Source organism: Variovorax endophyticus (assembly GCF_025376855.1).
In the GTDB taxonomy this organism is placed as follows: domain Bacteria; phylum Pseudomonadota; class Gammaproteobacteria; order Burkholderiales; family Burkholderiaceae_C; genus Variovorax.
This window is the reverse complement of the sequence record NZ_JAHUTH010000002.1, coordinates 338169-360598: the sequence shown is the minus strand read 5'-3', so window position 1 is coordinate 360598 and position 22430 is coordinate 338169. Positions and strand designations below refer to the sequence as shown.

Sequence of the window (22430 nt, the reverse complement as noted above, 5' to 3'; positions counted from 1 at the left end):
CGCATGTTCGCGGACGGCGCTGTCAGTCGGCTGTCCATGGGCTGCGGGTATTCCCGCCTTGCATCAGGCCGGGTCGGCGTCCGGCACGCACAGGCGCGGCGTCCAGTCCTCGACCTGTCGCGAGGCCGCGCGGCGCCGGAAGGTGGCGCGCCAACGTTCGGCGAGCGCCGGCAGTTCGGCCGCGCGTTCCCATTCGGGCGCATGGCGTTCGTCTCGCGCGAACAGCAAGGCGATCAGGCGCGACAGCGGCCACTCGGGATGCGGCCGCTCGACCAGCACGATCGCTGCGCCGCGTTGCACCGCGCCGGGCCGCAGCACGCGGTAGTACCAGCCGGTGCGGCCGCTGTCCTGCATTTCGCGCGCCATGCCCCGTTCGCCGAAGCGCACATCGAGCTTCCAGCAGGGCTGGCGGCCCTGCGACACCTGCACCAGCGCCTCGCCGAGTTGCAGCACGTCGCCGATGCAGACGCTGGCTTCGTCCCAGCCCACGGTCGAGAGGTTCTCGCCGAAGGCGCCGGGCGCGGCCAGCAGGTCGTGGCGGCGGCTCCATGCGGACCAGGCGCCGTAGTGCTCGCGCGGATAGTGGTGCACCGCCTTCTCGGGGCCGCCATGGATGCGCAGGTCCGCCTGCGCGTCGCCCGCGAGGCCGGTGGCCGAGAGCCACAGCGCATCGTCGCTCGGCGACTCGACGATGCCGCTGGGTGTGCGGCCATCGGGCAGCGGCGCGATGGGACCGACGAGCAATGCGTCGATGCGCACCGGCGCCAGCGTCATGCGAGCTGGCCCAGCCAGGCGCGCAGCATCGCCGAGGCGCTGGCTTGCGGCGCGTTGCCCTGTGCCGCGCTTTGGGCGCGCAGGGCCGGAACATCGATGCCGGCCTGCGCGAGCTCGCAGGCATGGCCGATGAGCCAGGGTTCGATGCGCGCGGGATCGGCCTCGGGATGGAACTGCAAGGCGAGCGCGTGGCGGCCATGGCTGAAGGCCTGGTGCGGCGTGAGCGGCGTGCTCGCGAGCAACTCGGCCCCCGCGGGCAGCTCGAAGGTATCGCCATGCCAGTGCAGCACCGGCACGCCGGCCAGCGGCGCGAGGCACGACGCCTGGCCGGCCGCGCTCAGGTCGACCGGTGCCCAGCCGATCTCCTTGTGGCCCGATGGGTACACACGCGCGCCGAGCGCGCCGGCCATCAGTTGCGCGCCAAGGCACAGGCCCAGCGTGGGCCGGCGCAGCGCGAGGCGCGAACGCAGGCCCGCGATCTCGTCGTGCAGGAAGGGATAGAGGGCGGTGTCGTAGGCGGCGATGGGGCCGCCGAGCACGACGACGAGGTCGGCGTCCTGCCATTCGTCGGGGCGCAGCGGCGCGACGCCGGCCTGCCGGTGTTCGATCTCCCAGCCGGCCTCCCGCAGGACCGGCGCGAACAGGCCGAGGTCCTCGAAGGCCAGGTGCTGCAGCGCGATGCATCGCATGGCGGGAGGCTCCTGTCAGGCCGCGCGCAGGCAGTCCGCGTTGCGCGGATCCTTGAGCGAACGGCGCGCGTAGTACTCGAAGGCCACCGTGTTGCGGCGCGGCCGCAGGATCCAGTCGTGGGCCTCGGTCGCGAGGCGATGGTCGATCGGCCGGATGGTGCCGGCGGAGGCGGCCAGCAGGTGCATCTTCGCGGCGCGTTCGAAGGCGATCGACAGCACGCAGGCCTCCTCGATGCTCGTGGCCGCCACCAGCAGGCCGTGGTGCGACAGCAGCAGCGCGCGCTTGCTGCCCAGCGCGGCCGAGATGAACTCGCCCTCCTCGTTGCCCACGGGCACGCCGGGCCATTCGCCGACGAAGGCCACGTCGTCGTAGAGCACGCAGTTGTCCATGTGGCTGATCTGCAGCGGCTGCTCGAGCATGCCGAGCGCCGAGGCATGCAGCGCATGGGTGTGGATGATGCAGTTCACGTCGGGCCGCGCGCGGTACACCCACGAGTGGAAGCGGTTCGCGGGATTGGGCATGCCCGTGCCGTCGAGCACGTTGAGGTCTTCGTCGACCGTCAGCAGGTTGTCCTCGGCGATCTCGTCGAAGCCCAGGCCCAGCCGCTGCGTGAGGTACTGGCCCGGCGTGCCGGTGCGCGCGGTGATCTGGCCCGCGAGGCCCGAGTCGTGTCCGTTGTCGAACAGGATACGGCAGGTCAGCGCGAGCTTCTGGCGGTGCGTGTAGCGGCTCTCGCTGAAGTGCTGGTCCATCTGCACGTGGGATTGGGCGATGAGCTCTTCTTTCGCGAGCTCGAAGGTGTCTTGCAATGCCATGGGTCGGTCTCCTAAGGGGTTTCGCTGGTCGAGAAGTTCTTCTCGGGATGTCCGGGAAAAAGAGGCTGGTAGCCGTCGAGGCCTTCGATGCGCGCGAGCCAGGCGCGGATCGCCGCGAAGTCCTGCAGTTCGATGCCGCCCATGGGCGCGAGCCGCGTGTAAGGGTACAGCGCCACGTCGGCGATGCTCGGGTGCGTGTCGGTGGCGACCCAGCCGTCGGGGCCTTGCCGTTCGAGCCGTGCTTCGAGCAGCGCGAGCGCGGCCAGGGCCTCGTGCCGGTGGGCGCGGAATTCGGCGCTCTCGGGATCGCCGTCGCGGTGCAGCGCCAGGTGCAGGCGCAGCTTCGCGAGCGGCTTCATGTGGCGCTCCTGCTCGAAGGACAGCCAGGTCAGCACGCGCGCCTGCGCGAGCCGCTCGGCGGGCCACCACGGCGAGCCCTGCGCGAGGAAATGAAGGATCGCCATCGATTCGGCGATGCAGTGGCCGTCGTCGAGCTCGAGCACCGGCACCTGCGCGAGCGGCGCGATCGCGAGGAAGTCGGGCCGGCGCAGGTCGCCGCGGTCGATCGAGCGCGTGTGCCGCTCGAGCGGCATGCCGAGCAGGCCGGCCATCAGCCGCACCTTCCAGGCATTGCCCGAGCGCAGGGTGTCGTGCAGCTTCATGGGCATCAGTCGACCTTGGTGCCCGCGGCGCGCACCACGCGCGTCCACTTCTCGGTCTCGGCGCGCAGGTGCTTGCCGTAGGCGGCGGCGCCCGTGGGCATCGGCTCGATGCCCATCTCGGCCAGGCGCGCCACCAGGGCAGGGCGCTTGAGCGCGCGCGCCAGTGCCTCGTCGAGCAGCGCGACCTGCGCCGATGGCGTGCCGGGCGGCGCCAGCAGCGCATTCCACGAGCCGATCTGGAATTCGCCCAGGCCCTGTTCCTTGCTGGTGGGCAGGTCGGGCACGGCGGGGTTGCGATGGTCGGCGGCGATCGCGAGCATGCGCAGCTTGCCGGCCCTGGCCTGCGGCTGGATCACGGGAATCGCATCGATCACGATCTGGACCTGGCCGCCGAGCGCGGCGTTCACGGCCTCGGCGCCGCTCTTGAACGGCACGTGGAGGATGTCGCTGCCCGTCGCGAGCTTGAACAGTTCCAGCCCCAGGTGCGGCGAGCTGCCGTTGCCGGCCGAGCCGAAGTTCAGCGTGCCCGGATTCTTCTTCGCATAGGCCGCCAGCGCGGGCAGGTCCTTCACGCCATCGAGGCCCGCGACCGCGAGCACATAGGGCGAGTTGCTCACCAGCGAAACGGGCGTGAGCGCCGCCGGGTCGTAGCCGAGCCGCGCATAGATCATCTTGTTGACCACCTGCGTGCCCACCGTGCCGAGCAGCAGCGTGTAGCCATCGGGCTGCGCCTGCGCCACGGCCTGCGCCGCGATCGAGCCGCCCGCGCCGGGGCGGTTGTCGATCACCACCTGCTGCTTGAGTTCCTCGCCGAGCGCCTGGCCGATGAGCCGGCCGGCCATGTCGGTGATGCCGCCGGCGCCGAACGGGATCACGAGCCGGATCGGCTTGGCGGGGTAGGGCTGGGCCTGGGCCGCCGCGCCGACGCAGGCCAGCGTCAGGGCGAGGACAGGGGCGATCCAGCGGCGGAACGGCGAACGTGCGGACATACCATACTCCTGTGCGGCGCGGGATCGGCCGCGTTGCGTGTGCGATCGGGTTCGAGAAACAAGTCCATTTTAGGACACAAGTGTCCTAAAGAAAAGTCATGTCCATCAAGTTGAAGTTGTTGCGGGTCCAGTCGGGGCTCACGCTGGAGGGGTTGGCGCAGGCCACCGGGTTGACCAAGAGCTACGTGTCCAAGCTCGAGCGCGGCGTGTCCACGCCCTCGGTGGGCGCGGCGCTCAAGCTGTCGAAGGCGCTGGGCGTGCAGGTCGAGGAGCTGTTCGCCGAGTCGTCCGAGGAGGATCCGGTGGTCATCCATCGCCAGCAGCCGGCGGCCGCGGGCGGCGCAGCGCGGCTGGTGTCGGGCTCGCTGCCGGGCCACCGCATGGTGGCCTTCGTGCTGCACCCGACCGACGAGCCGGTGCGCAACCACCCGATGAGCCACCACGAGGGCGAGGAGATCCTCCATGTGCTCAAGGGCCGCATCACGCTGCAGCTCGCGAGCCGCACCGAAACCCTGTCGGCCGGCGACACCGCGCATTTCAACGCGGGCATCCCGCACAAGATCACGTCGGTGGGGAAGACGCCGGCCTCGGTGCTGCTGGTGATCGCGCAGGCGGAATGAGCATGCGGGCGAAGCTTCTCCTGGCGTTCGTCGCGTTGCTGCTCGCCGGCTGCGCGAGCGCGCCGCCGCATGCGTATTCGGTGTGCGCGACGCAGCCGGGGACCGAGGCCTGCCAGGTCGAGCGCTACGACCACGTCGACTGAACGCCGGAGTCGCGCACCCGCTGGATATCCTCCGGTTGGATGAGGCGTGCGTTGGGCGCAACGCCGCGACGAAATTCCGTCGGCATGGGATCGCTGCGTCATCGGCGCGCTTCTTCCCGCACCTAAGATGCGTCCCGCAGGCACACGCGGGACGAGGAGGGCCGTGTGGCTGCGCCCATCACGGCGTGTTCGGCCTGGTCCCCGAAGCTGGTTTCCACCCCGATCGACGCGGCGCGCGCGGCGCGCTTTTTACAGAAAGCATGCGTGATGGATATCTACCGTTTTTGCAAGGCCCTGATGGGCTGCTGCTGCCTGCTTGCCGGATTGGCTGCCTTCGCCCAGCAGCCGTTGCAGGGCGTTCTGGGCCTCAGCTACAAGATCGGAAGGCCCTCCGTTCCGGCCGCGGCCTATCAGAAGATCACCGTCACGGAGTTCCGGTCGATGGTGAGCAAGGCTTTCCAGAAGTCGGGCTTCTCTCTCGTCGCCGTGGACGCGCAGAAGAACAAGTCGACGATCTTCCAATTCAGGTTCGATGCCTATCCGAAGGTCGAGCCGAAGCCGATGATCTTCATTTCGGCCGACGAGCTGTTCGACGAAAGAAAGCGGTGCAATCCCTGCTTCCTGCGGTTCGCCGAGATCAGGAACGCGTCCGAGTTCCAGGCGCTTCCGTGGATGACGCAGTACGAGCTGAGCGCGCTGCTCGTGCCGGCCATCGACAACGCGTACGCGACCATCGAGTCCAGCGGGCGCGAGTACAGGGATCCCGCGTGGGGAGGCTTCAACTACAAGCGGCAGTGGGCCGGCGAGCGGAATCTCTTCGGCAACTCCTTCACCGGCATCGATGAGTCCAGTCTCAAGGAGGCCATCGTTGGGGCCTACAGGAATGCCGGTTTCATCCCCGTTGAAACCACGGCCGGCACCAGGGCGTCCGCACAGCTTCTGACTTTCAATTTTCCCGTGGACCCGGCCAAGGAGGGCGGTGCCCTCTACACGGTGAGGATCGACAGCCAGTACGACGTGGACGGACGCTGCCACCCCTGTGAGATCACCGAACAGTACGACCCCTACCAGCAGCTTCCGCCGGCCGGCTTGTCGGGCATCGCGAGCCGCGCGACCCTCGATTCGAGATTCACGGCAGCCCGGAGCGCGGCCTACGAAATCATGCGGGCGGATCTCGAGCGCCATCTGCGGCCCGGCTCGGTGTTTTCGATCCCTCCCACGCAGGCCGCCCTCGGATCGCCCCGGCCGCGGCCCATGCCGATGCCCGTGACATGACGGCGCATGGGGGGCCCTGGTCGGGGACCGTCGCAGCCGGCTCGATGCGACGCGAGCAGTGGCTGGTCGTCGGCAACCTGCTCGCGGCGCTGGCGGCCGGCGCGCTGGCATCGTGGTCCGCGCCGATGATGCTGGCCATTCTCTACATCGATGTCTGGTTGCTGGCCAATCCCCATATCGTCGCGACCTACGCCCGCCTGGGCGCGATGGCCTCGCGTCCCCGCATGCGCCAGGCGCTGGTCTTCGTCGCGCCGGTCCTGATCCTGGCGGGCCTGACCATCGTCGCCCTCGCCTATGAAGTGGCCGGACTGTTCGCCGTCTATTTCCTCGCGCAGTCCTTCCATGTCTCCCGCCAGTGCTACGGCATCGCGAGGCGCTGCGACCGGCGGCCCCAGGTGCCCTGGCGCAGCCTGCCCTATGGGCTGATCTATCTGTTCCCCGCGTGGGGCTATCTGCATCGCAGTGCACAGGGCGGCGACAGCTTTCTCGGCTACCCGATCTGGCTGCCGCCGGTTCCGCAGGCGTGGGCCGTGGCCGCGGGAATCGCAGCCCTCGCCGGCGCCGCGTGCTGGCTGGCATGCCTGGTGTATTCGAGGCGCACGAGGCAGGCGGCGGGACCGTTCGACAGCCTCGTGCTGTCCCACCTGATCGTTTCGCTGGTCGGCTATGTCTGGATCGACGACATCACCATCGGCTGGCTGGTGGTCAACGTCTGGCACAACATCCAGTACCTGGTGTTCGTCTACCGCCAACGGCAGCGCGACGACACGACGGGCAAGGAGGGCGGCGAGATGGCGAGAAGTTCGGCGGCGCGCGCAACGCCATGGCGCGCCGTCCTGATGCCGCCGATGCGCTTCTTCCTGCCCTGCGCGATCGGCGGTGCCCTCCTGTACCTCGCCGCCAGCCGCATCGGCGAGAGCCTGCTGTGGCTCGGGCTTCCCACCATTCTCATTGCGCACTTCGTCCTGAACTTCCATCACTACCTGGTGGACGGCGTCATATGGAAGCGCCGTCGCACCGCGATCGGGTGAGCGGCCGCCGGCCCGCGACGAGATCGCGGCGCTGAATATCCCCCAGTAGGGGGAGCCGTGCCGTGCATGCAACACCCCCCAAGAAATTCCGCCTGCGGGCGACCGTCCCCACCAGAAGAAGCGTGTCCGCCGCGTAGGATTTGCTTACAAACCCGGATGGGACGAGGAGAGGTCGATGAACGAGCACTTTCCGCGATGGCAAGGGGCCGTATTGCCGCGTCGTTCCGGCATCCGTAGACAGCGAATGCGAAACACCACCGTTCACCGAAACCGCACCTGAAGGTGCAGAGGACCAAGCTACATGCGGAACATCTTTCTTGCGTTGATCGTCGCCGTGCTGACGGGATGCACGGCCCTCCAGCCGCCGATCCAGCCCGAGGTCTCGACCCAGTTCAAGCGCGAGAAGACCGCGGTTGCCTTCTTCGATCCGGTGGGGTCCATTCATTACTCGGAGGACGTATATCTGGTGCTGGCCGTTGCCCAGGTCTCGTCCGACTCCGACTACGCGGGCATCTGGGATAGCGACTCGGCGCTGACCCGGGTGCATGCCGACGAGTTTTCCAAGCTGGGCCTCAATGCCGCGCCGCTGAACGGCGAAGCCGGCATCGATGTGCCCAGGGAAGCCGTCGCACGCCAGAAGTCGCTGATGAAGGCGTTTCATGCGTCGAGGTCGAAGCCGGAAGGCGGGCCAGGCATCGCGCCCGAGTTCAAGGAAAGCCTGCGAGCGCACGGCTATGCCAATCTGATTCTGGTGAGCTGGTCTGGCTACTTCATGCACATCCCCACTTTGGGACTGGCACCTCGTCACTCGATCAACAACTCCTTCTGGGTCTACGACCTGCGTAAGGACCTGCCGCTCTGGTCGGGGGCATTTCCGGTGGCGCAAACCGTGACCTTGCCCAAGAACACTGGCAAGTCGTTCCTGGAAGAAAACGATCTGGCCGGATTGAAGTCCGAAACCGAAAAGCTGGCCCGCCAGCGCTATCGCACGAAAACCTTCGACGGAAAGCCGATGGTCAGCATCGGGCAAGCGATAGGTTTTCAGCGGGGAGACTGAGATGTCGAGCAGCTTTCGGTTGGCGGTATTCCTTCGCTGGTGGATGTACGTCGGCGCGCTTTTTCTCGTGGCATGCACCGGGGCGAACATCGGCCTGAAAACCGATTTCAAGGCAGCGCAGTTCGAGATCGGCAAGACCAGCCGCAAAGAGGTGATCGCACGGCTGGGCTTGCCCCAGAAGTCCATCGAGGATGCCGACGGAAACTCGCGCCTGATGTATGAGGGCGGTGCGAGGCTGACAGGGCTTTGCGTGGGTTGCGGCAATGCGGCTGCTTCGCCTGGCGCCCTCCCGCTTCTGGTCAACGACTCGATCGTTAAGAACGGGGCGGAGTACGTTTTCGACAAGACCGGCATCCTGATACGCAAATCCGAGCCCGAACCCGTGACCGGGCAGGTCAGCCCGATGCCTTAGCCGCCGCGGCGCGGCGGCCGTGGTGGAATACGCGGACATTGCTTCGTGTTCCAGGAAAGGATGTGCCTTGGCTTCCACCTCGAAACTGATACCGGCCGCGACCCTGGCGCTGGCCGTCCTGTCGATCGCCGCCTGCAGCGCGCCGCAGGCGCGTGAAGACAGTGCAACCGGCATCTGCCGGCCGGAGGCGGCGAGCGCCCTCGCGGGCAAGAACCGCATCGGCGATGCCGAGGCCCGGCAGTCGACCGGTGCCTCCCTCGTGCGCCAGCTTCAACCCGGACAGCCCGCGACGATGGACTACCGGCGCGAGCGTGTGACGATCGAGACGGACCCGGCCACCGGCAAGATCGTTCGTGCTGCCTGCGGCTAGGGCAGGGGCTGCGCGCATCGTCCCCGCACGACTGAACGCCGGGCTGCGATTTCAGTCCTGCCGGCTGTAGTCCGTGGCGCTGCCTGTCGGAAGAATCGTCGGGCTCCGAGTTCGCCCGCGCAAAGCCTTCCGATGTCCACCCTCCCCACCTTCACCACCGCATCCGGCCTCGCACCCAAGGCCTCTCCCGCGCCCCAAGCCCAGGCATCGCGCGCCTGGAGCGTGCATGCGCCCTTCGTCGCGCTGCTGCTCGAGCACACGCGGCCCGCCATCGTCGTCGACCTCGGCGCGGAGGGCGGCGTGCCGGCTGCCACCTTCAGGCAGTCCACCGCGCGCGGTACGGCCTGCCATACGGTGGACACGCGGCTCGCGGGCCAGCGCGAGGCGGCCGCGGCCTTCGCGGACGGCAGCATCGACCTGCTGCATGTCGATGCCGGCGATCCGGCGCGGCTGGCCACGCTGGACCTTGCGCCGTGGCGCGCCAAGCTCGGCCCGCGGGCGCTCGTGCTGGTGCACGGAACCCGCGCCGGCCGCAAGCTGCGCCGCCTCTGGGCGCTGCTGCGGCAACGCCATCCGTCCTTCGAATTCGAACAGGGCCTGGGGCTCGGCGTGCTGTGCCTCGGGCCGCGCGTGCCGCCGCTCGATGGCGTGCTCGCGCGCAGGATCGAGGGTCTGGTGCAGGAGCTGGAGCGACTGCGCGGCCATGCCGCGGAAGTCACGGCCAAGCGCGAGCGGGCCGAGGAAATGCTCGAGACCCGGCACTTCGAATCGCTCGAGAAGGACGTGGAGATCGCCGAGCGCGATGCACGCATCCTCGCGCTGAAGGCGCACGCCGCGGCGCAGGCCGCGCGCATCGACGGCTTCGAAGCCAGCCTCGGATTGCAGCTGGTGCTGTTCTACGGAAGGATGCGGCTGCGCGTCTTTCCGGCGGGTACCCGCCACGGCGATTTCTACGAGCGGCGCCGCGCGCAGCTGCTGCGGTGGACCCGGCGCTGGGTCGCGCATCGATCGACCGGGCGCGCCCGCCCGTCGCTCGACACCATCGCCGCGCTGCCGTCGCGCGATCCCGCGCGGCACCGGCCCTGGCTCGCGCCGCTCACGACCTTGTCGCGCCAGAGCCTGGGCGCGCGCATCCTCATCGTCGCCGAGCTGTCGATACCGGCCTGCAAGCGCTATCGCGTCGACCAGAAGGTCGACATGTTCGAGCACCTGGGCCTCGAGACCACGGTGCTCAGCTGGCGCGACGCCGAGGCCTGCCGCGCGGCCTTGCCGTTCCATGGCCTGCTGATCTTCTACCGCGTGCCGGCCGCGCCGCACATGGTGCTGCTGGCGACCGAGGCCCGGCGGCTGGGCGTGCCCAGCTTCTTCGACGTGGACGACCTGATCTTCGATTGGGACGCCTATCGCCGGCAACTGCTCGCCTCGGGCGCTCCGTCCGATCGCATGGCATCGTCGAAGGAGACGACGGCGCAGTACCGGCAGATGCTGAGCCACTGCCAGCACGGCATCGGAAGCACGGCCGCGATCGCGCGCAGCATGGCCGAGATCGTTCCGGGCAAGACGCACGTGGTGCCGAATGCCCTGGACGAGGGCATCCTCGCGCTCGCCGCGGAACTCGAGCGGCGTCCGGTCAGGACCGATCCGCGCTTCGTCACCATCGGCTACGGCAGCGGCTCGCGCACGCACGACGGCGACTTCGGCATCGTGGCATCCGCGCTGCTGGCGGTGATGCAGCGCCACCCGCAGGTGCGGCTCGCCATCCATGGCCCGCTCGAGCTGCCGGCGCCGTTCCGGCGTTTCGCCGACCGGGTGTTCCAGATCCCGTTCCTGCAGGGCGACGACTACCTGCGCGCGCTCGCCTCGTGGCAGATCAGCATCGCGCCGCTCGAGGACAGCCTGTTCAACGAAGCCAAGAGCAATATCAAGTTCATCGAGGCGGCGATCCTCGGCGTGCCGAGCATCTGCTCGGGCACGGGGCCGTTCCGCGAAGGCATCGAGCATGGCCGCACGGGCCTGATCGCCGACACGCCCGAGGAATGGGAGGCGGCCCTGACCCGGCTGGTGCTCGATGCCGGCCTGCGCCACGGCATCGCGGAGGAAGCCCGCCGCAGCGTGCTGTCGCGCTATCACCCGCAGGTGGTGGCCGCGCGGCAGCTGCAGCAGGTGGTCGGGCCGCTGCTGCCGGCGCCCGCCACGCGCCTCAAGGTGCTGGCCGTGAACGTGCTGTTCGCCCCGATGAGCTTCGGCGGCGCGACCGTGGTCGCGGAGCAGCTGTGCCGCCGGCTGCAGGCCGACGGCTGCGACGTCACCGCTTTCACCGCCATCCTGGGCTCGGAGCTCGAGCCGTACAGCGTGATGCGCTACGAGGTCGACGGATTGCCCGTGATCGCCGTGCAGGTGGCCGACGACACGCAGCGCGCGCTCGACTACGACGATCCGCAAGTGGGCGAGATCTTCGCGCGGCTGCTGAAATCGCTGCGGCCCGATGTCGTGCATTTCCATTCGGTGCAGCGGCTCGGCGCGACGATGGCCCATGCCTGCGTGGAGGCCGGCGTGCCCTACGCCATCACGCTGCACGACGCCTGGTGGCTGTGCGAGCGCCAGTTCATGGTGCAGGACAACGGCGTGTACTGCAACCAGAAGGCGATCGACCTGCGCGCCTGTTCCAAGTGCGTGCCGGACAGCGGCTTCACCTTCAAGCGCAGGTTCTTCCTCGGCGACGTGCTCGACCGTGCGAGCCTGCTGCTGGCGCCCAGCGAATTCCAGCGCGATCTCTACGTGGCGAACGGCGTCGCGCCGCAGCAGATCGCGGTGAACCGCAATGGCGTGCCGCTGCCCGCGCGCCCGCGGCCGGCGCGTCGGCCCGGATCGCCGCCGCGCATGGCCTACCTCGGCGGCCGCGCGGTGCACAAGGGCTACTTCTGGCTCCAGCAGGTGCTGGAGGGCATGCGCGTGGGCGGCTACGAACTGGTCATCACCGACATCGCGTTGCGTACCGGGGCGGCGTCCGTCGCCGCCACCGAGTGGCGCGTGTCGGGCCAGGTGCGCGTGGTGGCGCCCTTCGAGCAGGCCGGGATGGACGCGTTCTACGACGACATCGACGTGCTGCTGGTGCCCTCGCTGTGGAAGGAGAGCTTCGGCCTGGTGGTGCGCGAGGCACTGGCCCGCGGCATCTGGGTGATCGCGACCGCGGCGGGTGGGGTGGTCGAGGACATCGTGGACGGTGTCAACGGGCGCGTGGTCGAGATCGGCGACACCGACGCTTTCCGGGGTGCGATCGAAGACGCGCTGGCCAGCCCCGATCGCCTGCCGGCCGGCGGCGTCAACGCGATGCTGCCGCGCATCCGCGGCTACGACGAGCAGGCCGCCGAGCTCAAGGCCTACCTGCAGCGCATCGCCGCCGCGCCGGCCGCGGCCCGCGTCGTGGGCACCACCCGGCGCGCATGGCGCCCATCGGTGATCCCGATCGCCGCCCACGGCCCCGGCGCCTGAGGCGTAGACCGAATGGCCGATCCGAAAACCGGGGCCGTACTCACGGATGGGAGGGGGCCGGCGGCAGGAGAAGGGCTTACAAATCGCGGGTGGGTTCCTCAGGCCCATGCCACCATCCTTTCACCACGAATTCATGCTCTGGATGTCCTTCTCCTGCCGGCGCGGACAGAACCCGTCCTCGCCGTCGCCGCGTGCCGCATCGCGTCGGCCCGAGCGGTCATCGGAGCGCTGGCGGCACGGGGATTCGGCGGCGCTCGCGGCCTTGATGGCCAAGGAGGCGCTTCGTCTCCCGGTGCCCGATGACGCACCCATCGAGCCCGCGCCCGAGTCCCTGGTCCAGAGCATGCGCTTCGAGCCGGCCCTGCATTTCCAGGTCGAGCTCGGTCCCCGCTTCTGCGTTCGCGTCGAGAGCCGGCGGCGCACGCCGCTGTACGTGGTCGGCGGCCGCGATTGCTGGCTGCAGGTCGGCGGGGAGCCGGCGCTGCACCTGCGGCATGGCGACGTCGTCTTCCTGCCGCACGGCGATGCGCACCGTGTCTTCTCGGACCCCGGTCTCCCCGCATCGAGCCTCGATGAACTGCTGACGCATTCCGCCGGCGCCGCCGGTGCCGAGCGGCACGCGCCGGCGGGCGGCGAGCACAGCGTGTGGAGCGGCGGCTTCTACCGATCGGTGGAACTGGCCGCCCATCCGCTGGTGGCATCGCTGCCTCCCGTGCTGCATCTGCGCGCCGCGGACGCCGCGCCCTGGCTGCGCGCCATGTCGGACGCGGTGCGCTGGATGGCCGACCGCAGGGCCGGCGGCAACGGCGTGGGCGTGACCGAGCTGCTGGGGGCGCTGATGCAGCACGCCGTGCTGGCCTGGTTGCGCAGGCCGGAGGTGGCCATGCCCATCGCGGGTGCCTCGGGCCCCGACCTTTCCGATGCGAGGTTGCTCACGGCGCTCGAGGCAATCCACGCCCGGCCCGCGGACCCATGGACGCTGGAATCGCTCGCGGCGCTGTGCCACATGAGCCGCACGGCCTTCGCCACGCGATTCCGCGCGCAGATGAATCTCTCTCCGATGCAGTACCTGGCGCGCTGGCGCATCCACCTGGCGTCGCGGCTGCTGCGCGAACGCCGGCTGACCCTGCAGCAGGCGGCCGACGCGGTGGGCTACTCGACCGGCGCGATCCTCGCGCGTGCCTACAAGCGCGAACTCGGGACCTGGCCGTCGCAGGCGGGCTGAGGGCGCGTGCGCGCCAGCGTCCATCCTTCCGAGGAAGTAGAGCAAGCGGAGTATTGGCGCGGGCCGGGGACGGTGAAAGACTCGGTGCAAAGAACGATGAAGACGGCAGGCGCCGCGCGATCGCGGCGGCATCCGCCGCACGGTGGATCCGATGCCGATTCGATCAACTTCGGGGACCCCGCCATGAGCAACGCACAGCATCCCTACCACCCCATCATCTACGTGCGCGGCTTCGCCGCCACGCAGGGCGAGATCGAGGAGACCGTGGCCGACCCCTACATGGGTTTCAACATCGGCTCGACCAAGACGCGCATGGCCTGGACCGGCGACATGCGCCGCTTCTACTTCGAGTCGCCGCTGGTCCGGCTGATGGGCGACCACCGCTACGAGGACGTGTTCGTCGACGGCGACGACCTGATGGCCGCCTCGCGCGCCGACCAGGCCGTGCCCTACCGCAGCATCGTCATCTACCGCTACTACGACGATGCCTCGAAGGACTTCGGCAACGGCAAGACACCGGCGATCGAGACCTTCGCCCAGGGGCTCGACCAGCTGATCCTGCGCCTGCGCGACCGGGTGTGCGCCAACCCGAACAACGCGATGACGCCGGTCGACTTCAAGGTCTACCTGGTGGCGCATTCGATGGGCGGGCTGGTCTGCCGCGCCTTCCTGCAGAACCCCAGGCTGGGCTCGGCCGCGGCGCGCGCGGCGGTCGACAAGCTCTTCACCTATGCCACGCCGCACAACGGCATCGACATGCGCATCGTGCGCAACGTGCCGGGCTGGCTGTCCTTCGGCGACGTCAACAACTTCAACCGCGAGCGCATGGCCGGCTACATGGCCGTTCCCAAGGGCGACGACGTGTCGCTGGTGACGAACTTCCCGCCCGAGCGGGTGTTCAACCTGGTGGGCACCAACGCGCGCGACTACGCGGTGGCCGGCGGCCTCTCGTCGTGGGCCGCGGGCGATGCCAGCGACGGCCTGGTGCGCATCGAGAACGCCACCACCCACGGGCTGGCGGCCGACGGCACGGACGTCGGTTCCCCGCGCGCCTTCGTCAATCGCAGCCATTCGGGGCACTACGGCATCGTCAACTCGGAAGAGGGCTACCAGAACCTCACGCGCTTCCTGTTCGGTCAGCTGCGCGCCGACGGCATCCTCGACATCGACGACATCACGCTGCCGGAGGAGGTGCAGGCGGCGCTCGACGCCGGCAAGAGCGTGAAGGCCTCCTACCAGTTCGAGGTGGTGGCCAGCGTGCGCGGTGCCCAGTGGCAGATCACGCGGCGCGAGGCGCGCGAGAACTCGGCCATCTTCCGCGGCTACGACGAGCTGTTCCCGGCCGCGGGCGGAGCGCGCACGCCCGACCGCAGCAAGAGCCCGCACCTGTTCTCGCTGTTCCTGGACCCGACCAAGAGCGTGGTGGCCTCGGGCTCGGTGAGCTTCGCCTTCGACATCAAGGTGCTGGTGCCCGACTACGAGATCGACGGGCTGCTGTTCCTCAAGCGCCACTACGAAGGCGGCTTCGTCTATCGCGACCTGATCATCGTCGAGGCCTTTCCGGATGCCGCCGCCAAGTACGGGTGGCGCGTCTTCTATGGCGCGCAGGACGTTCATCCGGGCAAGCCCGGCATCGAGGCCACGCTGTATCCGCTGCAGGGCGCCGACGGCTATGCCTTCGACATGACGATCATCCAGGACGTCCGGCCCGGCCTGACGGGCACCCTGCGCGTGGAGATGCGGCCCTGGCGTTGAGCTGCCTGCGCGCGACTCAGGACTCAGGACGGCGTCCGCGCGCGCCGCAACCAGCCCAGGGTGCCGCCCTCCACATGCCAGTTGCCGTCCCGTGCCTCGAGCGAGAGCCGCGCGCGGCTCTCGCCGAACGGGCCGGGGTTCTGCTGCACGATCTCGATCTCCCGCTCGCCCACGGCCGCCACGATCGCGACATGGCCGTAGCGGTTGAGCAGCGTCGGCGCGAACACGATCAGGTCGTCGACCCGCGGCTTCTCGGCCTGGCCGTTGCGGTACTGCAGCAGCGCGCGCTTCGTGTTCGGCATGCCCTGCGGCGTGGCCGCGTCGTAGAAGTCCCTGGCGTGGCCGTAGGCGTCGGGCATGCGGTGGCCGAAGCGCTCGAAGTAGTAGCGCTTGACGAACTCCACGCACTGGTACTGGATGCCGAGGTTGTAGCCGTCGCGCGACAGCGCGCGGCCCTCGGCGTTGTTCACGCCGCCGTTGTAGTAGACCTTCACGCCGTTGAACTCGTCGACCACCGCGCCGACCTCGCGCGCGGGGTTGAGGTTGAAGTAGGTGGCGCCCCAGTAGCCGGCGACGGCCAGCGCGGCGATGCCGGCGAGGGTGGCGAGCAGAAGGGCGGGGCGGCGAAGAGGCATCGAAGGCGAGGGCAGGAAGGAGCGGGACGCGCGGGCAAGCTTAACGGCAGCGGGGCGGGGCTTCGTCCATCGTCCTCAGCCCTCCGCGCGTGCATTGCGCATGCGGATGCACGAGAAGCCCAGCGAAGACGCGACCACTTCGCGCGCGAGCGGCCAGAGCCGTGGCACCACGCGCAGCGCCACGCCGCGCTCGGCCAGCAGCGACAGCGGCTGCGCGAGGCGGTGCACGGCCTCGGGGCGCACCGTCCGGTCCGACACGTGGTAGCCGGCATTGGCATCGACGCAGCGGAACGACCGGGCCGGCAGCGCGTACAGGAACAGCGGCGTCGATTGCGCGCGCGCATGCCAGTCCTGCTCGATCGCGAGCACGTGCCGGCTGCTGCCATCGCCGAAGAAGTGCGCGAGATCGTGCGGCGTGGTCGCAGGCAGCGCGCGGAACGCGACCCGCGGGCAATCGCGCGGCACGAGGTAGTGCGGCAGGCAGGCGTCGTCCACGGCCCAGACCACGGGCGTGGCCACGGCCGCGTCGCGGTTCGGCGGCAGCCGGGGCTCGAAGACGGCGATGCCGGGCCGTTCGCTGACGTGCCAGAGTTTCAGGGGAGGCGAGGGGAAGGGCGTGGGCATGGGAGGCCGCGATCCTCGCACGAAGCCTGCGGTGGCCAGCGACAAGAGCCACTGAAACCGGTGGTCGTGGCGCGCTCAGCCCGCCGCCCGCTCCTCTTCGCGCAGCAGCACCGCCTTCTGCCGCTCGTACTCGGCCGCGATCTGCGCCAGCCGGCGTCCGCGCGCGGCGTCGCTGGTCCACTGGGCGGCGCGCACGCGCTGCAGCGCCAGGTCGCGCTGCAGCTGCGCCACCGGCAGCAGCGTCGCGTGGGGCGCCGCCTCGTAGCCGGCCGGCGCGTTCAGCGCGCGCAGCACGGCGCGCTCCTGGGCGCTGCGCGGCCCGGCGGCGGCGCCATAGCGCAGCAGGAAGCGGCGGACCTCCTGGCGCGTGGCGCGCGGCCAGTCGGCGCGGATGGCGAAGCGCTCGGCGGGCAGGGGCTCCGATTGCCAGACGATCTTGAGCTGCCGGGCCTCGGGCGGAAAGCGCCGGCAGAACAGGCGGTGGTCGTCGAGCGTGCCGGTCGCGATGTCGACGTCGCCGTTGGCCAGCGCGAGGCTGTTCGCGAAGATGGAGCCGACGGTCTCGGTGCGGAAGGCGGTCTCCATGTCGATGCCGCGCGGCAGGAACAGCCGTGCCTGCGGCAGCACGTAGCCCGCGATGGAGCGCCGCTCGCCGTAGGCGATGCGCCAGTCCTGCGGTTCGGCCAGCAGCCGGTCGAGCGCGTCGGGCGGGGCCGCGCGGCGCACCAGCAGCACCGCGCGGTTGGGGTCTTGCGCCGCCGGGCGCTTCGGTTGGGCGAGAATCCGCATCCGCCCCTCGACCACCGCCTGCAGCGCGGCCTCGGGGGCCAGGAAGCCGGCGTCGACCTCGGCGTGCGCGACGGCCCGTGCCAGCGATTCGAGGCTGGACAGCGTGGCCGTCTCGAGCGCGCAGCCGACGGCGGCGCACAGCGGGTGCAGCAGCGGTTCCCACGCGGCGCGCGAGGCCAGGGCCTCGTCGAGCAGCGGCAGGGCGAAGCGCAACCGGGCGGAAGACACAGGGGAGAAGGCCTCGCTCGAGGCCGCCGAGGCTGGCGCGAGACGCGGGCCCGACAACAGGAGCACGCCGGCGCCGCCGCGCGCGACACGCAGCAATGCGTCGCGGCGAGTGGCACCCGGGGGTGCATTCGAAGGGTCGAGGAAAGACGGTGCCATGCGGATTCACGAAAACGCTGGCAGGGCTCCGACGTGCCGCGGCGCGCCGAGGCGCGACCGCCGTCCAACCAATGACAGCAGGGTTTGGAGTCTGCGCATCCGCGCCCGCGCGCGCTACTCCCGAACAGGAGGGAACATGGGTCTGGAATCCACGGCGCTGGCCGACGCGGTCCGGCGGCTGTATGCCGAGGTGGCGGCGCCGGGTGCCGGCGGCATCGACCTCAACGTGCTGCGCGAGTGCATCGGCGCCGAGCACGTGGTGATGACGAGCATGCACGACGGCGACACCGAGTGGCGCGCCTGCACGCAGTTCGGCCAGGTCGAGGAACGCGAGCTCGGCCAGTGGCTCACGATGGCCGACCACGAGTCGCTGGTCCGGCTCACGGCCTCGGGCCTGCCGGTGCGCACCTCCACCTTCCTGAGCCGGCGGGCGATGGCCAGCACCGAGCTCTACCAGGAGGTGCTGCGGCCGCTCAACGGTGGCCTGGCCGCGGTGTCGTACTGGCGCGAGCACGACGGCTGGCGCGGCCTCAGCTATTGCCGCTCGCTCGAGTCGGGCCACGATTTCCGCGAGGACGAGCTGGCCTCGATCCAGGCGCTGGTGCCGCACCTGCGAACCATCGAGCAGCTGCATGCGCAACTGCGGCAGCGCACGCGCGCCAGCGTCGATGCGGCGCACGACATGCTGAACCTGGCGCCGCAGGCGGTGGTGCTGCTCGATGCCGCGGGCCGCGTGGTGTTCCTCAACCGCAGCGCGAGCGCGCTGCTGGCGCAGCCCGGTTGCGGTTTGCGCGCCGACCGCGAAGGCCTGCGCGCGCGCGACGGCGCGGAGGACCGCCGGCTGCAGCAGGCGGTGCGGCTCGCGGCCGAACTCGCGCCCGAGTCGCGCCGCGCGGCGCTCAGCGATGGCGCGGTGGCGGCGCAGGGCCTGCCGGTCACCATCCGGCGCGCGCTGCCGCTGCGGCCGCTGATCCTGTCGATCGTGCCGGCGGCCAGCCTCTCGGCGCAGGCCGAGTTCGGCAGCGCGCGCGTCGCGGTGATGGTGCACAACGCCGGCACCGACGGCACCATCGCCGCGGCCCGGCTGGTCGAGGCCTACGGGCTCACCGCGCGCGAGGCCGAACTGGCCGTGCTGCTCGGCAAGGGCGAGGACCTGGCCGGCGCGGCCGTGCAGATGGCATTGTCGGCGGGCACCGCGCGGCAGTACCTCAAGCAGATCTTCGCCAAGCTGGGCGTGCAGCGGCAGGCCGAGCTGGTGCGATTGCTGGTGGCGAGCTTTCCGCAGGAGTGAGGCCGAAAGGCCTCGCGCGCATCGCGCTCAGGCGGCCGGCATGCCCGGCGGCATCGCGCGCGCGGCCGCGTTCACGAGCTGCACGCGGTTGCGCACCTTGAAGCGCGCGCGCAGCTGCCGCAGGTGGTAGTCGACCGCATGGCCCGACATCTGCAGCCGGTGCGCGATCTCCTTGTCGCCGCGGCCCTGCCGCAGTTCCTCGAGGATGCGCAGCTGCATCGCGCTGAGCATCCTCGAAGCGCTGCCGATGTCGCCGGGCCGGTCCACGGCCGGCGCCGACGCAAGGCCGCAGGACTGCACGCGCCGGTGGAAGTCCTCGGCCAGCATGCGGGCCAGCGCGACGATGCCCGCGCCGATCCATGCGCTGTCCGTGCGCTCCGACTGCAGGCTCACCAGCGTGTGTTCGCCGAGCGGCACCGACAGCGGCGGCGCCGGCAGGCGGAACAGCACGCCGCTGCCGATGCCGCTGGCGCGCAGGTCGTCGAGAAAGCGTTCGTGCAGCGCGAAGCGGGTGTCCTCGGGCGGCCACTGGCGCGCCAGGCTGTCGCGGTCCCACACCCAGGGGCCGGCACTGCGCTGCGCGGCCTCGACGCGCGGATCCACCTCCTGGTATTGCTGCGAGAAATAGCGTTCGGTCCAGCGGGGATTGGCATGGCCGGTGAAGAAGCTCGAGGGCCGCCACCGGCCCTGCGCCAGCGCCACGGTGCCGTAGGCGAACCACTGGAAGCCCAGCGCCTGCAGCATCGGGCGCATGCGCCGCAGCGGATCGTCGTCGCCGCCATCGATGGCCTGCGGCATCGGACCATCCGTCACGAAGCGCACCGGCGGGCCTCCCGATGGCATGGCGGACAGTGGCGCTTCGGCGCTCGGCTGCGGCAGCTCGGACGAGCGCGCGCTGCGTCGGTACGGCAGGAAGACATGGGCGGCGGGCAAGGGTTCGATGCGGTGGACGAGGAGGCTGGAGGCCGCGCATGTCGCGCGGCGAGCGTGCGGCCCGGGGAACGCCGGACCGGCGCTGCGACCCGTGCGCGAGAGTCCTCTGGCACCGGTGCGAAGGGCATGTTGCCGCCGTGGCTGGAGGGCGTCGATAACCTTCCAGATAATGGCCGTGCACGATGTGCAAGGGCGCTACCGCCTGTTACCCGGATTACGCATGTTTGTTGCGTTCGCGACGAAGCGTTTCGCCCCTCGTTCAGGTCCAATGGCGGGCTTTTCGATCCCTGGATTCCGATCCCATGAGCCTGCCTCTGCTGCTGCGCCATACGAGGGCGAGCAAGAACATCTCCCAACTCGACCTGTCGCTGCGCCTGGGCGTCTCCCAGCGGCACGTCAGCTTCCTCGAGACCGGCCGCGCCGCGCCGAGCCGCGACCTGCTGCTGGCCTGGATGAACGAGGTCGAGGCGCCGACCTCGCTGCGCAACGCGGCGCTGTCGCTCGGCGGCTTCACCACCGTCGCCAGCGAGGAGGGCGCGTCGTGGATCGGCATGACCGACGCCAACGAGGCCGCGCTGCAACGCATGGTGCAGCTGCACAACCCGCTGCCGGGCCTGGTGTTCGATCCCGACTGGAAGATGCTCGCGACCAACTGCGCGGGCCAATGGCTCTGCACGGTCGTGATGCCGGCCTACTGCGAGGCCATCGGCCACAGGTTCGAGGGCCTGGACATGATCGACTGCGTGGCGCACGACGACGGCCTGCTGAGCCATTCGCGCAACGCGGCGCAGGTCGGTGCCAGCCTGCTCGCGCAGTTGCAGACCGAGAGCTGGCTGCGCCCGTCGCTGCGCCCGCGTGTCGATAGGCTGGCCGAGTCGCTGCACCGGCGCTACGGCCGGCTGCCCGAGGTGCCCTCGCTGGGGCTCGCCACGCCGAGCCTCAACCTCAGCTTCGACACGCCGCTGGGCGTGCTGAGCTTCTCCACCTTCCAGAGTGCCTTCGGCATTCCGCAGGACATCAACTCCTCGTCGCTGCGCATCGAGCTGTGGTTCGCGGCCGATGCGCACACGCGCGAGGTGATGAGCGACGCCGATGCCGAAGCGGAGGCCTGTTGCTGAGGGCGTGACGCCGGCGCGGCCTCAGGGCAGCTTCGCCGCCACGCGCGCGGCCAGCGCGTGGACGCGTTCGCGCGCCACCGCGTGCAGCGCCGCGTCGCGTTCGCCGCCGCCCACGCGCACCTCCACGCTCAGCAGGCCCTTGCGGATCTGGAGGCGGTTGAGGATGTCGATGAAGGCCTCGTCGCCGAGGCCCGCCACCGGCGTCTTGGGTTCGCCCACCTTGCGCGAGACCTCGAAGTAGCGCTGCGAGAACGCGGGCGTCGACGCGAGGTTGCGCACGCTCATCTGCACCTGGTGCGAGACGGTCACGCGCTTGCCGTCGACGATGTCGGTGCGGCGCAGGTTGTAGAGGCAGCCGATCGGCCTGGGAATCTCCTCGATGCGGTTCTCGCGCGACTCGTGCGTGATCTTTCCCTTGAACTGCACCGGCGCCGCGATCGTCATGTCGGGGAACACGGCCTTCACGTCCTCGGTCGTCATCAGCGCGCAGGCATCGGGCCACTGGTCGGCGGGCGCGGTCTGCGACACGCGCGTGTCGGCCGGTACCGCCACCGCCGCCTGGGTGGCGATCGGCGCCGCGGCCGCCACCATGCCGGTGCCCGGTTGCCAGCGCGACAACGCCTGGCGCGCGAGCGCGCCCGCGTTGCCGGGCGTCTGGCTCGAGTAGGGATCGAGGCTGGCCGAAACGATCAGGTCGCCCTTGCGCGCATAGACCGCGACCCGGTGCGTGCTGGTCTCGATGAAGGCCTCCTCGCCCACATCGGCCAGCGACTCGATGCGCAGGCTGACCTTGGGATCGGCGGCCACGCGTTCGCGCGTGGTGCGGATCGAGGCGAAGCTGTCCCGGGCCGTGCCGCGGCCGACCACGGGCGAGTCGCCCCAGCGGATCACGGTCAGGTTCGCGAAACGCGCGACATCGGTCTTCGAGGTCGGGCTCGGCAGGCGCACCACGTAGGTGCAGCCCTCGGCGTACTGCGGGCCGCGGCTCAGGGGGCTCAAGGTCGGGCCCTTGTCGGTGACCGGGCGCCCGGGGAACAGCGCCTCGATGTCGGCGCGCGGCATCAGCCGGCAGGCATCGGGCGCGCTCGCGGCCAGGGGAGAGGGCGGTGCAGTCACGGTCGCGGTCTGCGCGAGAGCGGCAACGTGGACCGCGCCGGCCAGCAGCAGCCAGGCGGGGCGGATCGGGGCGGTGGTTCGGGTTGGATTCAAGCGGACTCCGGTATTCGGGTAAACGCGTAGAAGAAGCGCAAGGCGCGCATCCTCGCCGCGTCGGCGCGGGCCGTCGATTACCTGCGGCGTAGTCGGCCGTACGTAGTTCCCGAGGCCTGCGTGTCAGTTTTCGGTCA

Annotated in this window: 23 protein-coding genes; 12 read left to right on the top strand and 11 right to left on the bottom strand. The window is 70.1% G+C overall.

The features are described from left to right. Positions 1-63: 63 nt before the first annotated feature. From KV106_RS04415 to KV106_RS04395, 5 genes are read right to left on the bottom strand one after another with little or no spacing between them, the layout of a single operon-like run. On the bottom strand, positions 64-774 hold the full coding sequence (locus KV106_RS04415) for an MOSC domain-containing protein (RefSeq protein WP_261206442.1): 711 nt from the start codon (positions 772-774) through the stop codon (positions 64-66). Next, positions 771-1463 carry a glutamine amidotransferase gene (locus tag KV106_RS04410; RefSeq protein WP_057591055.1) on the bottom strand — a complete coding sequence of 231 codons (693 nt, stop codon included), beginning with the start codon at positions 1461-1463 and terminating at the stop codon, positions 771-773. The genes KV106_RS04415 and KV106_RS04410 overlap by 4 nt, the downstream gene beginning before the upstream one ends. 15 nt (positions 1464-1478) lie before the next feature. Next, positions 1479-2273 carry an aldolase gene (locus KV106_RS04405; RefSeq protein WP_261206577.1) on the bottom strand — a complete coding sequence of 265 codons (795 nt, stop codon included), beginning with the start codon at positions 2271-2273 and terminating at the stop codon, positions 1479-1481. A gap of 17 nt (positions 2274-2290) precedes the next feature. Next, on the bottom strand, positions 2291-2941 hold the full coding sequence (locus KV106_RS04400) for a glutathione S-transferase family protein (RefSeq protein WP_261206438.1): 651 nt from the start codon (positions 2939-2941) through the stop codon (positions 2291-2293). Positions 2942-2946: 5 nt separating this feature from the next. Then, positions 2947-3930: a Bug family tripartite tricarboxylate transporter substrate binding protein gene (locus tag KV106_RS04395; protein WP_261206436.1), complete on the bottom strand. Its 984-nt coding sequence runs from the start codon at positions 3928-3930 to the stop codon at positions 2947-2949. A gap of 98 nt (positions 3931-4028) precedes the next feature. Here KV106_RS04395 and KV106_RS04390 point away from each other — a divergent pair, with 98 nt between their 5' ends. The 8 genes from KV106_RS04390 (at position 4029) to KV106_RS04355 (ending at position 12330) form a co-directional block, all read left to right on the top strand. Further along, positions 4029-4550, top strand: coding sequence for a helix-turn-helix domain-containing protein (locus KV106_RS04390; protein ID WP_261206434.1), 522 nt, complete (start codon positions 4029-4031; stop codon positions 4548-4550). 2 nt (positions 4551-4552) lie between these two features. Then, positions 4553-4693: a hypothetical protein gene (locus KV106_RS04385; protein WP_261206432.1), complete on the top strand. Its 141-nt coding sequence runs from the start codon at positions 4553-4555 to the stop codon at positions 4691-4693. 165 nt (positions 4694-4858) lie between these two features. Next, positions 4859-5968 carry a hypothetical protein gene (locus KV106_RS04380; protein ID WP_261206430.1) on the top strand — a complete coding sequence of 370 codons (1110 nt, stop codon included), beginning with the start codon at positions 4859-4861 and terminating at the stop codon, positions 5966-5968. Between the two features lie 44 nt (positions 5969-6012). After that, positions 6013-6999, top strand: coding sequence for a hypothetical protein (locus KV106_RS04375; protein ID WP_261206428.1), 987 nt, complete (start codon positions 6013-6015; stop codon positions 6997-6999). Positions 7000-7300: 301 nt separating this feature from the next. Beyond that, positions 7301-8056, top strand: coding sequence for a hypothetical protein (locus KV106_RS04370; RefSeq protein WP_261206426.1), 756 nt, complete (start codon positions 7301-7303; stop codon positions 8054-8056). A 1-nt stretch (position 8057) separates the two neighbouring features. Further along, on the top strand, positions 8058-8468 hold the full coding sequence (locus tag KV106_RS04365) for a hypothetical protein (protein WP_261206424.1): 411 nt from the start codon (positions 8058-8060) through the stop codon (positions 8466-8468). Positions 8469-8535: 67 nt separating this feature from the next. Then, positions 8536-8838 carry an I78 family peptidase inhibitor gene (locus KV106_RS04360; RefSeq protein WP_261206422.1) on the top strand — a complete coding sequence of 101 codons (303 nt, stop codon included), beginning with the start codon at positions 8536-8538 and terminating at the stop codon, positions 8836-8838. A gap of 132 nt (positions 8839-8970) precedes the next feature. Further along, the gene (locus tag KV106_RS04355; RefSeq protein WP_261206421.1) at positions 8971-12330 is read left to right on the top strand and encodes a glycosyltransferase; all 3360 of its coding nucleotides are present in this window, start codon (positions 8971-8973) and stop codon (positions 12328-12330) included. Positions 12331-12450: 120 nt separating this feature from the next. On the opposite strand, the gene KV106_RS04350 is transcribed toward KV106_RS04355, so the two are convergent. Next, positions 12451-12603 carry a hypothetical protein gene (locus KV106_RS04350; protein ID WP_261206418.1) on the bottom strand — a complete coding sequence of 51 codons (153 nt, stop codon included), beginning with the start codon at positions 12601-12603 and terminating at the stop codon, positions 12451-12453. A 19-nt stretch (positions 12604-12622) separates the two neighbouring features. Here KV106_RS04350 and KV106_RS04345 point away from each other — a divergent pair, with 19 nt between their 5' ends. Next, positions 12623-13555, top strand: coding sequence for an AraC family transcriptional regulator (locus KV106_RS04345; RefSeq protein WP_261206416.1), 933 nt, complete (start codon positions 12623-12625; stop codon positions 13553-13555). Between the two features lie 183 nt (positions 13556-13738). Next, positions 13739-15310 (top strand): PGAP1-like alpha/beta domain-containing protein, encoded by a 1572-nt coding sequence (locus KV106_RS04340; RefSeq protein WP_261206414.1) that lies wholly within the window; start codon positions 13739-13741, stop codon positions 15308-15310. 23 nt (positions 15311-15333) lie between these two features. Here the strand turns inward: KV106_RS04340 and KV106_RS04335 are convergent, their stop codons facing one another. The 3 genes from KV106_RS04335 to KV106_RS04325 all read right to left on the bottom strand — a co-directional run bounded on the left by KV106_RS04335 (position 15334) and on the right by KV106_RS04325 (position 17682). Beyond that, positions 15334-15945 (bottom strand): CHAP domain-containing protein, encoded by a 612-nt coding sequence (locus KV106_RS04335; RefSeq protein ID WP_261206412.1) that lies wholly within the window; start codon positions 15943-15945, stop codon positions 15334-15336. A gap of 75 nt (positions 15946-16020) precedes the next feature. Next, positions 16021-16569 (bottom strand): DUF6886 family protein, encoded by a 549-nt coding sequence (locus KV106_RS04330; RefSeq protein ID WP_261206411.1) that lies wholly within the window; start codon positions 16567-16569, stop codon positions 16021-16023. Positions 16570-16644: 75 nt separating this feature from the next. Next, positions 16645-17682, bottom strand: a complete 1038-nt coding sequence (locus KV106_RS04325) for a phosphate/phosphite/phosphonate ABC transporter substrate-binding protein (RefSeq protein WP_261206409.1) — start codon at positions 17680-17682, stop codon at positions 16645-16647. A 196-nt stretch (positions 17683-17878) separates the two neighbouring features. Between KV106_RS04325 and KV106_RS04320 the strand changes: the two genes are divergently transcribed. Continuing rightward, positions 17879-19033, top strand: coding sequence for a helix-turn-helix transcriptional regulator (locus tag KV106_RS04320; protein ID WP_261206407.1), 1155 nt, complete (start codon positions 17879-17881; stop codon positions 19031-19033). Positions 19034-19060: 27 nt separating this feature from the next. Here the strand turns inward: KV106_RS04320 and KV106_RS04315 are convergent, their stop codons facing one another. Next, positions 19061-19966 (bottom strand): helix-turn-helix transcriptional regulator, encoded by a 906-nt coding sequence (locus KV106_RS04315; RefSeq protein ID WP_261206405.1) that lies wholly within the window; start codon positions 19964-19966, stop codon positions 19061-19063. 302 nt (positions 19967-20268) lie between these two features. On the opposite strand from KV106_RS04315, the gene KV106_RS04310 reads away from it, so the two are divergent. Continuing rightward, positions 20269-21084 (top strand): MmyB family transcriptional regulator, encoded by an 816-nt coding sequence (locus tag KV106_RS04310; RefSeq protein ID WP_057591039.1) that lies wholly within the window; start codon positions 20269-20271, stop codon positions 21082-21084. Positions 21085-21105: 21 nt separating this feature from the next. On the opposite strand, the gene KV106_RS04305 is transcribed toward KV106_RS04310, so the two are convergent. Further along, positions 21106-22293: a hypothetical protein gene (locus tag KV106_RS04305; RefSeq protein ID WP_261206401.1), complete on the bottom strand. Its 1188-nt coding sequence runs from the start codon at positions 22291-22293 to the stop codon at positions 21106-21108. Positions 22294-22430 lie beyond the last annotated feature (137 nt).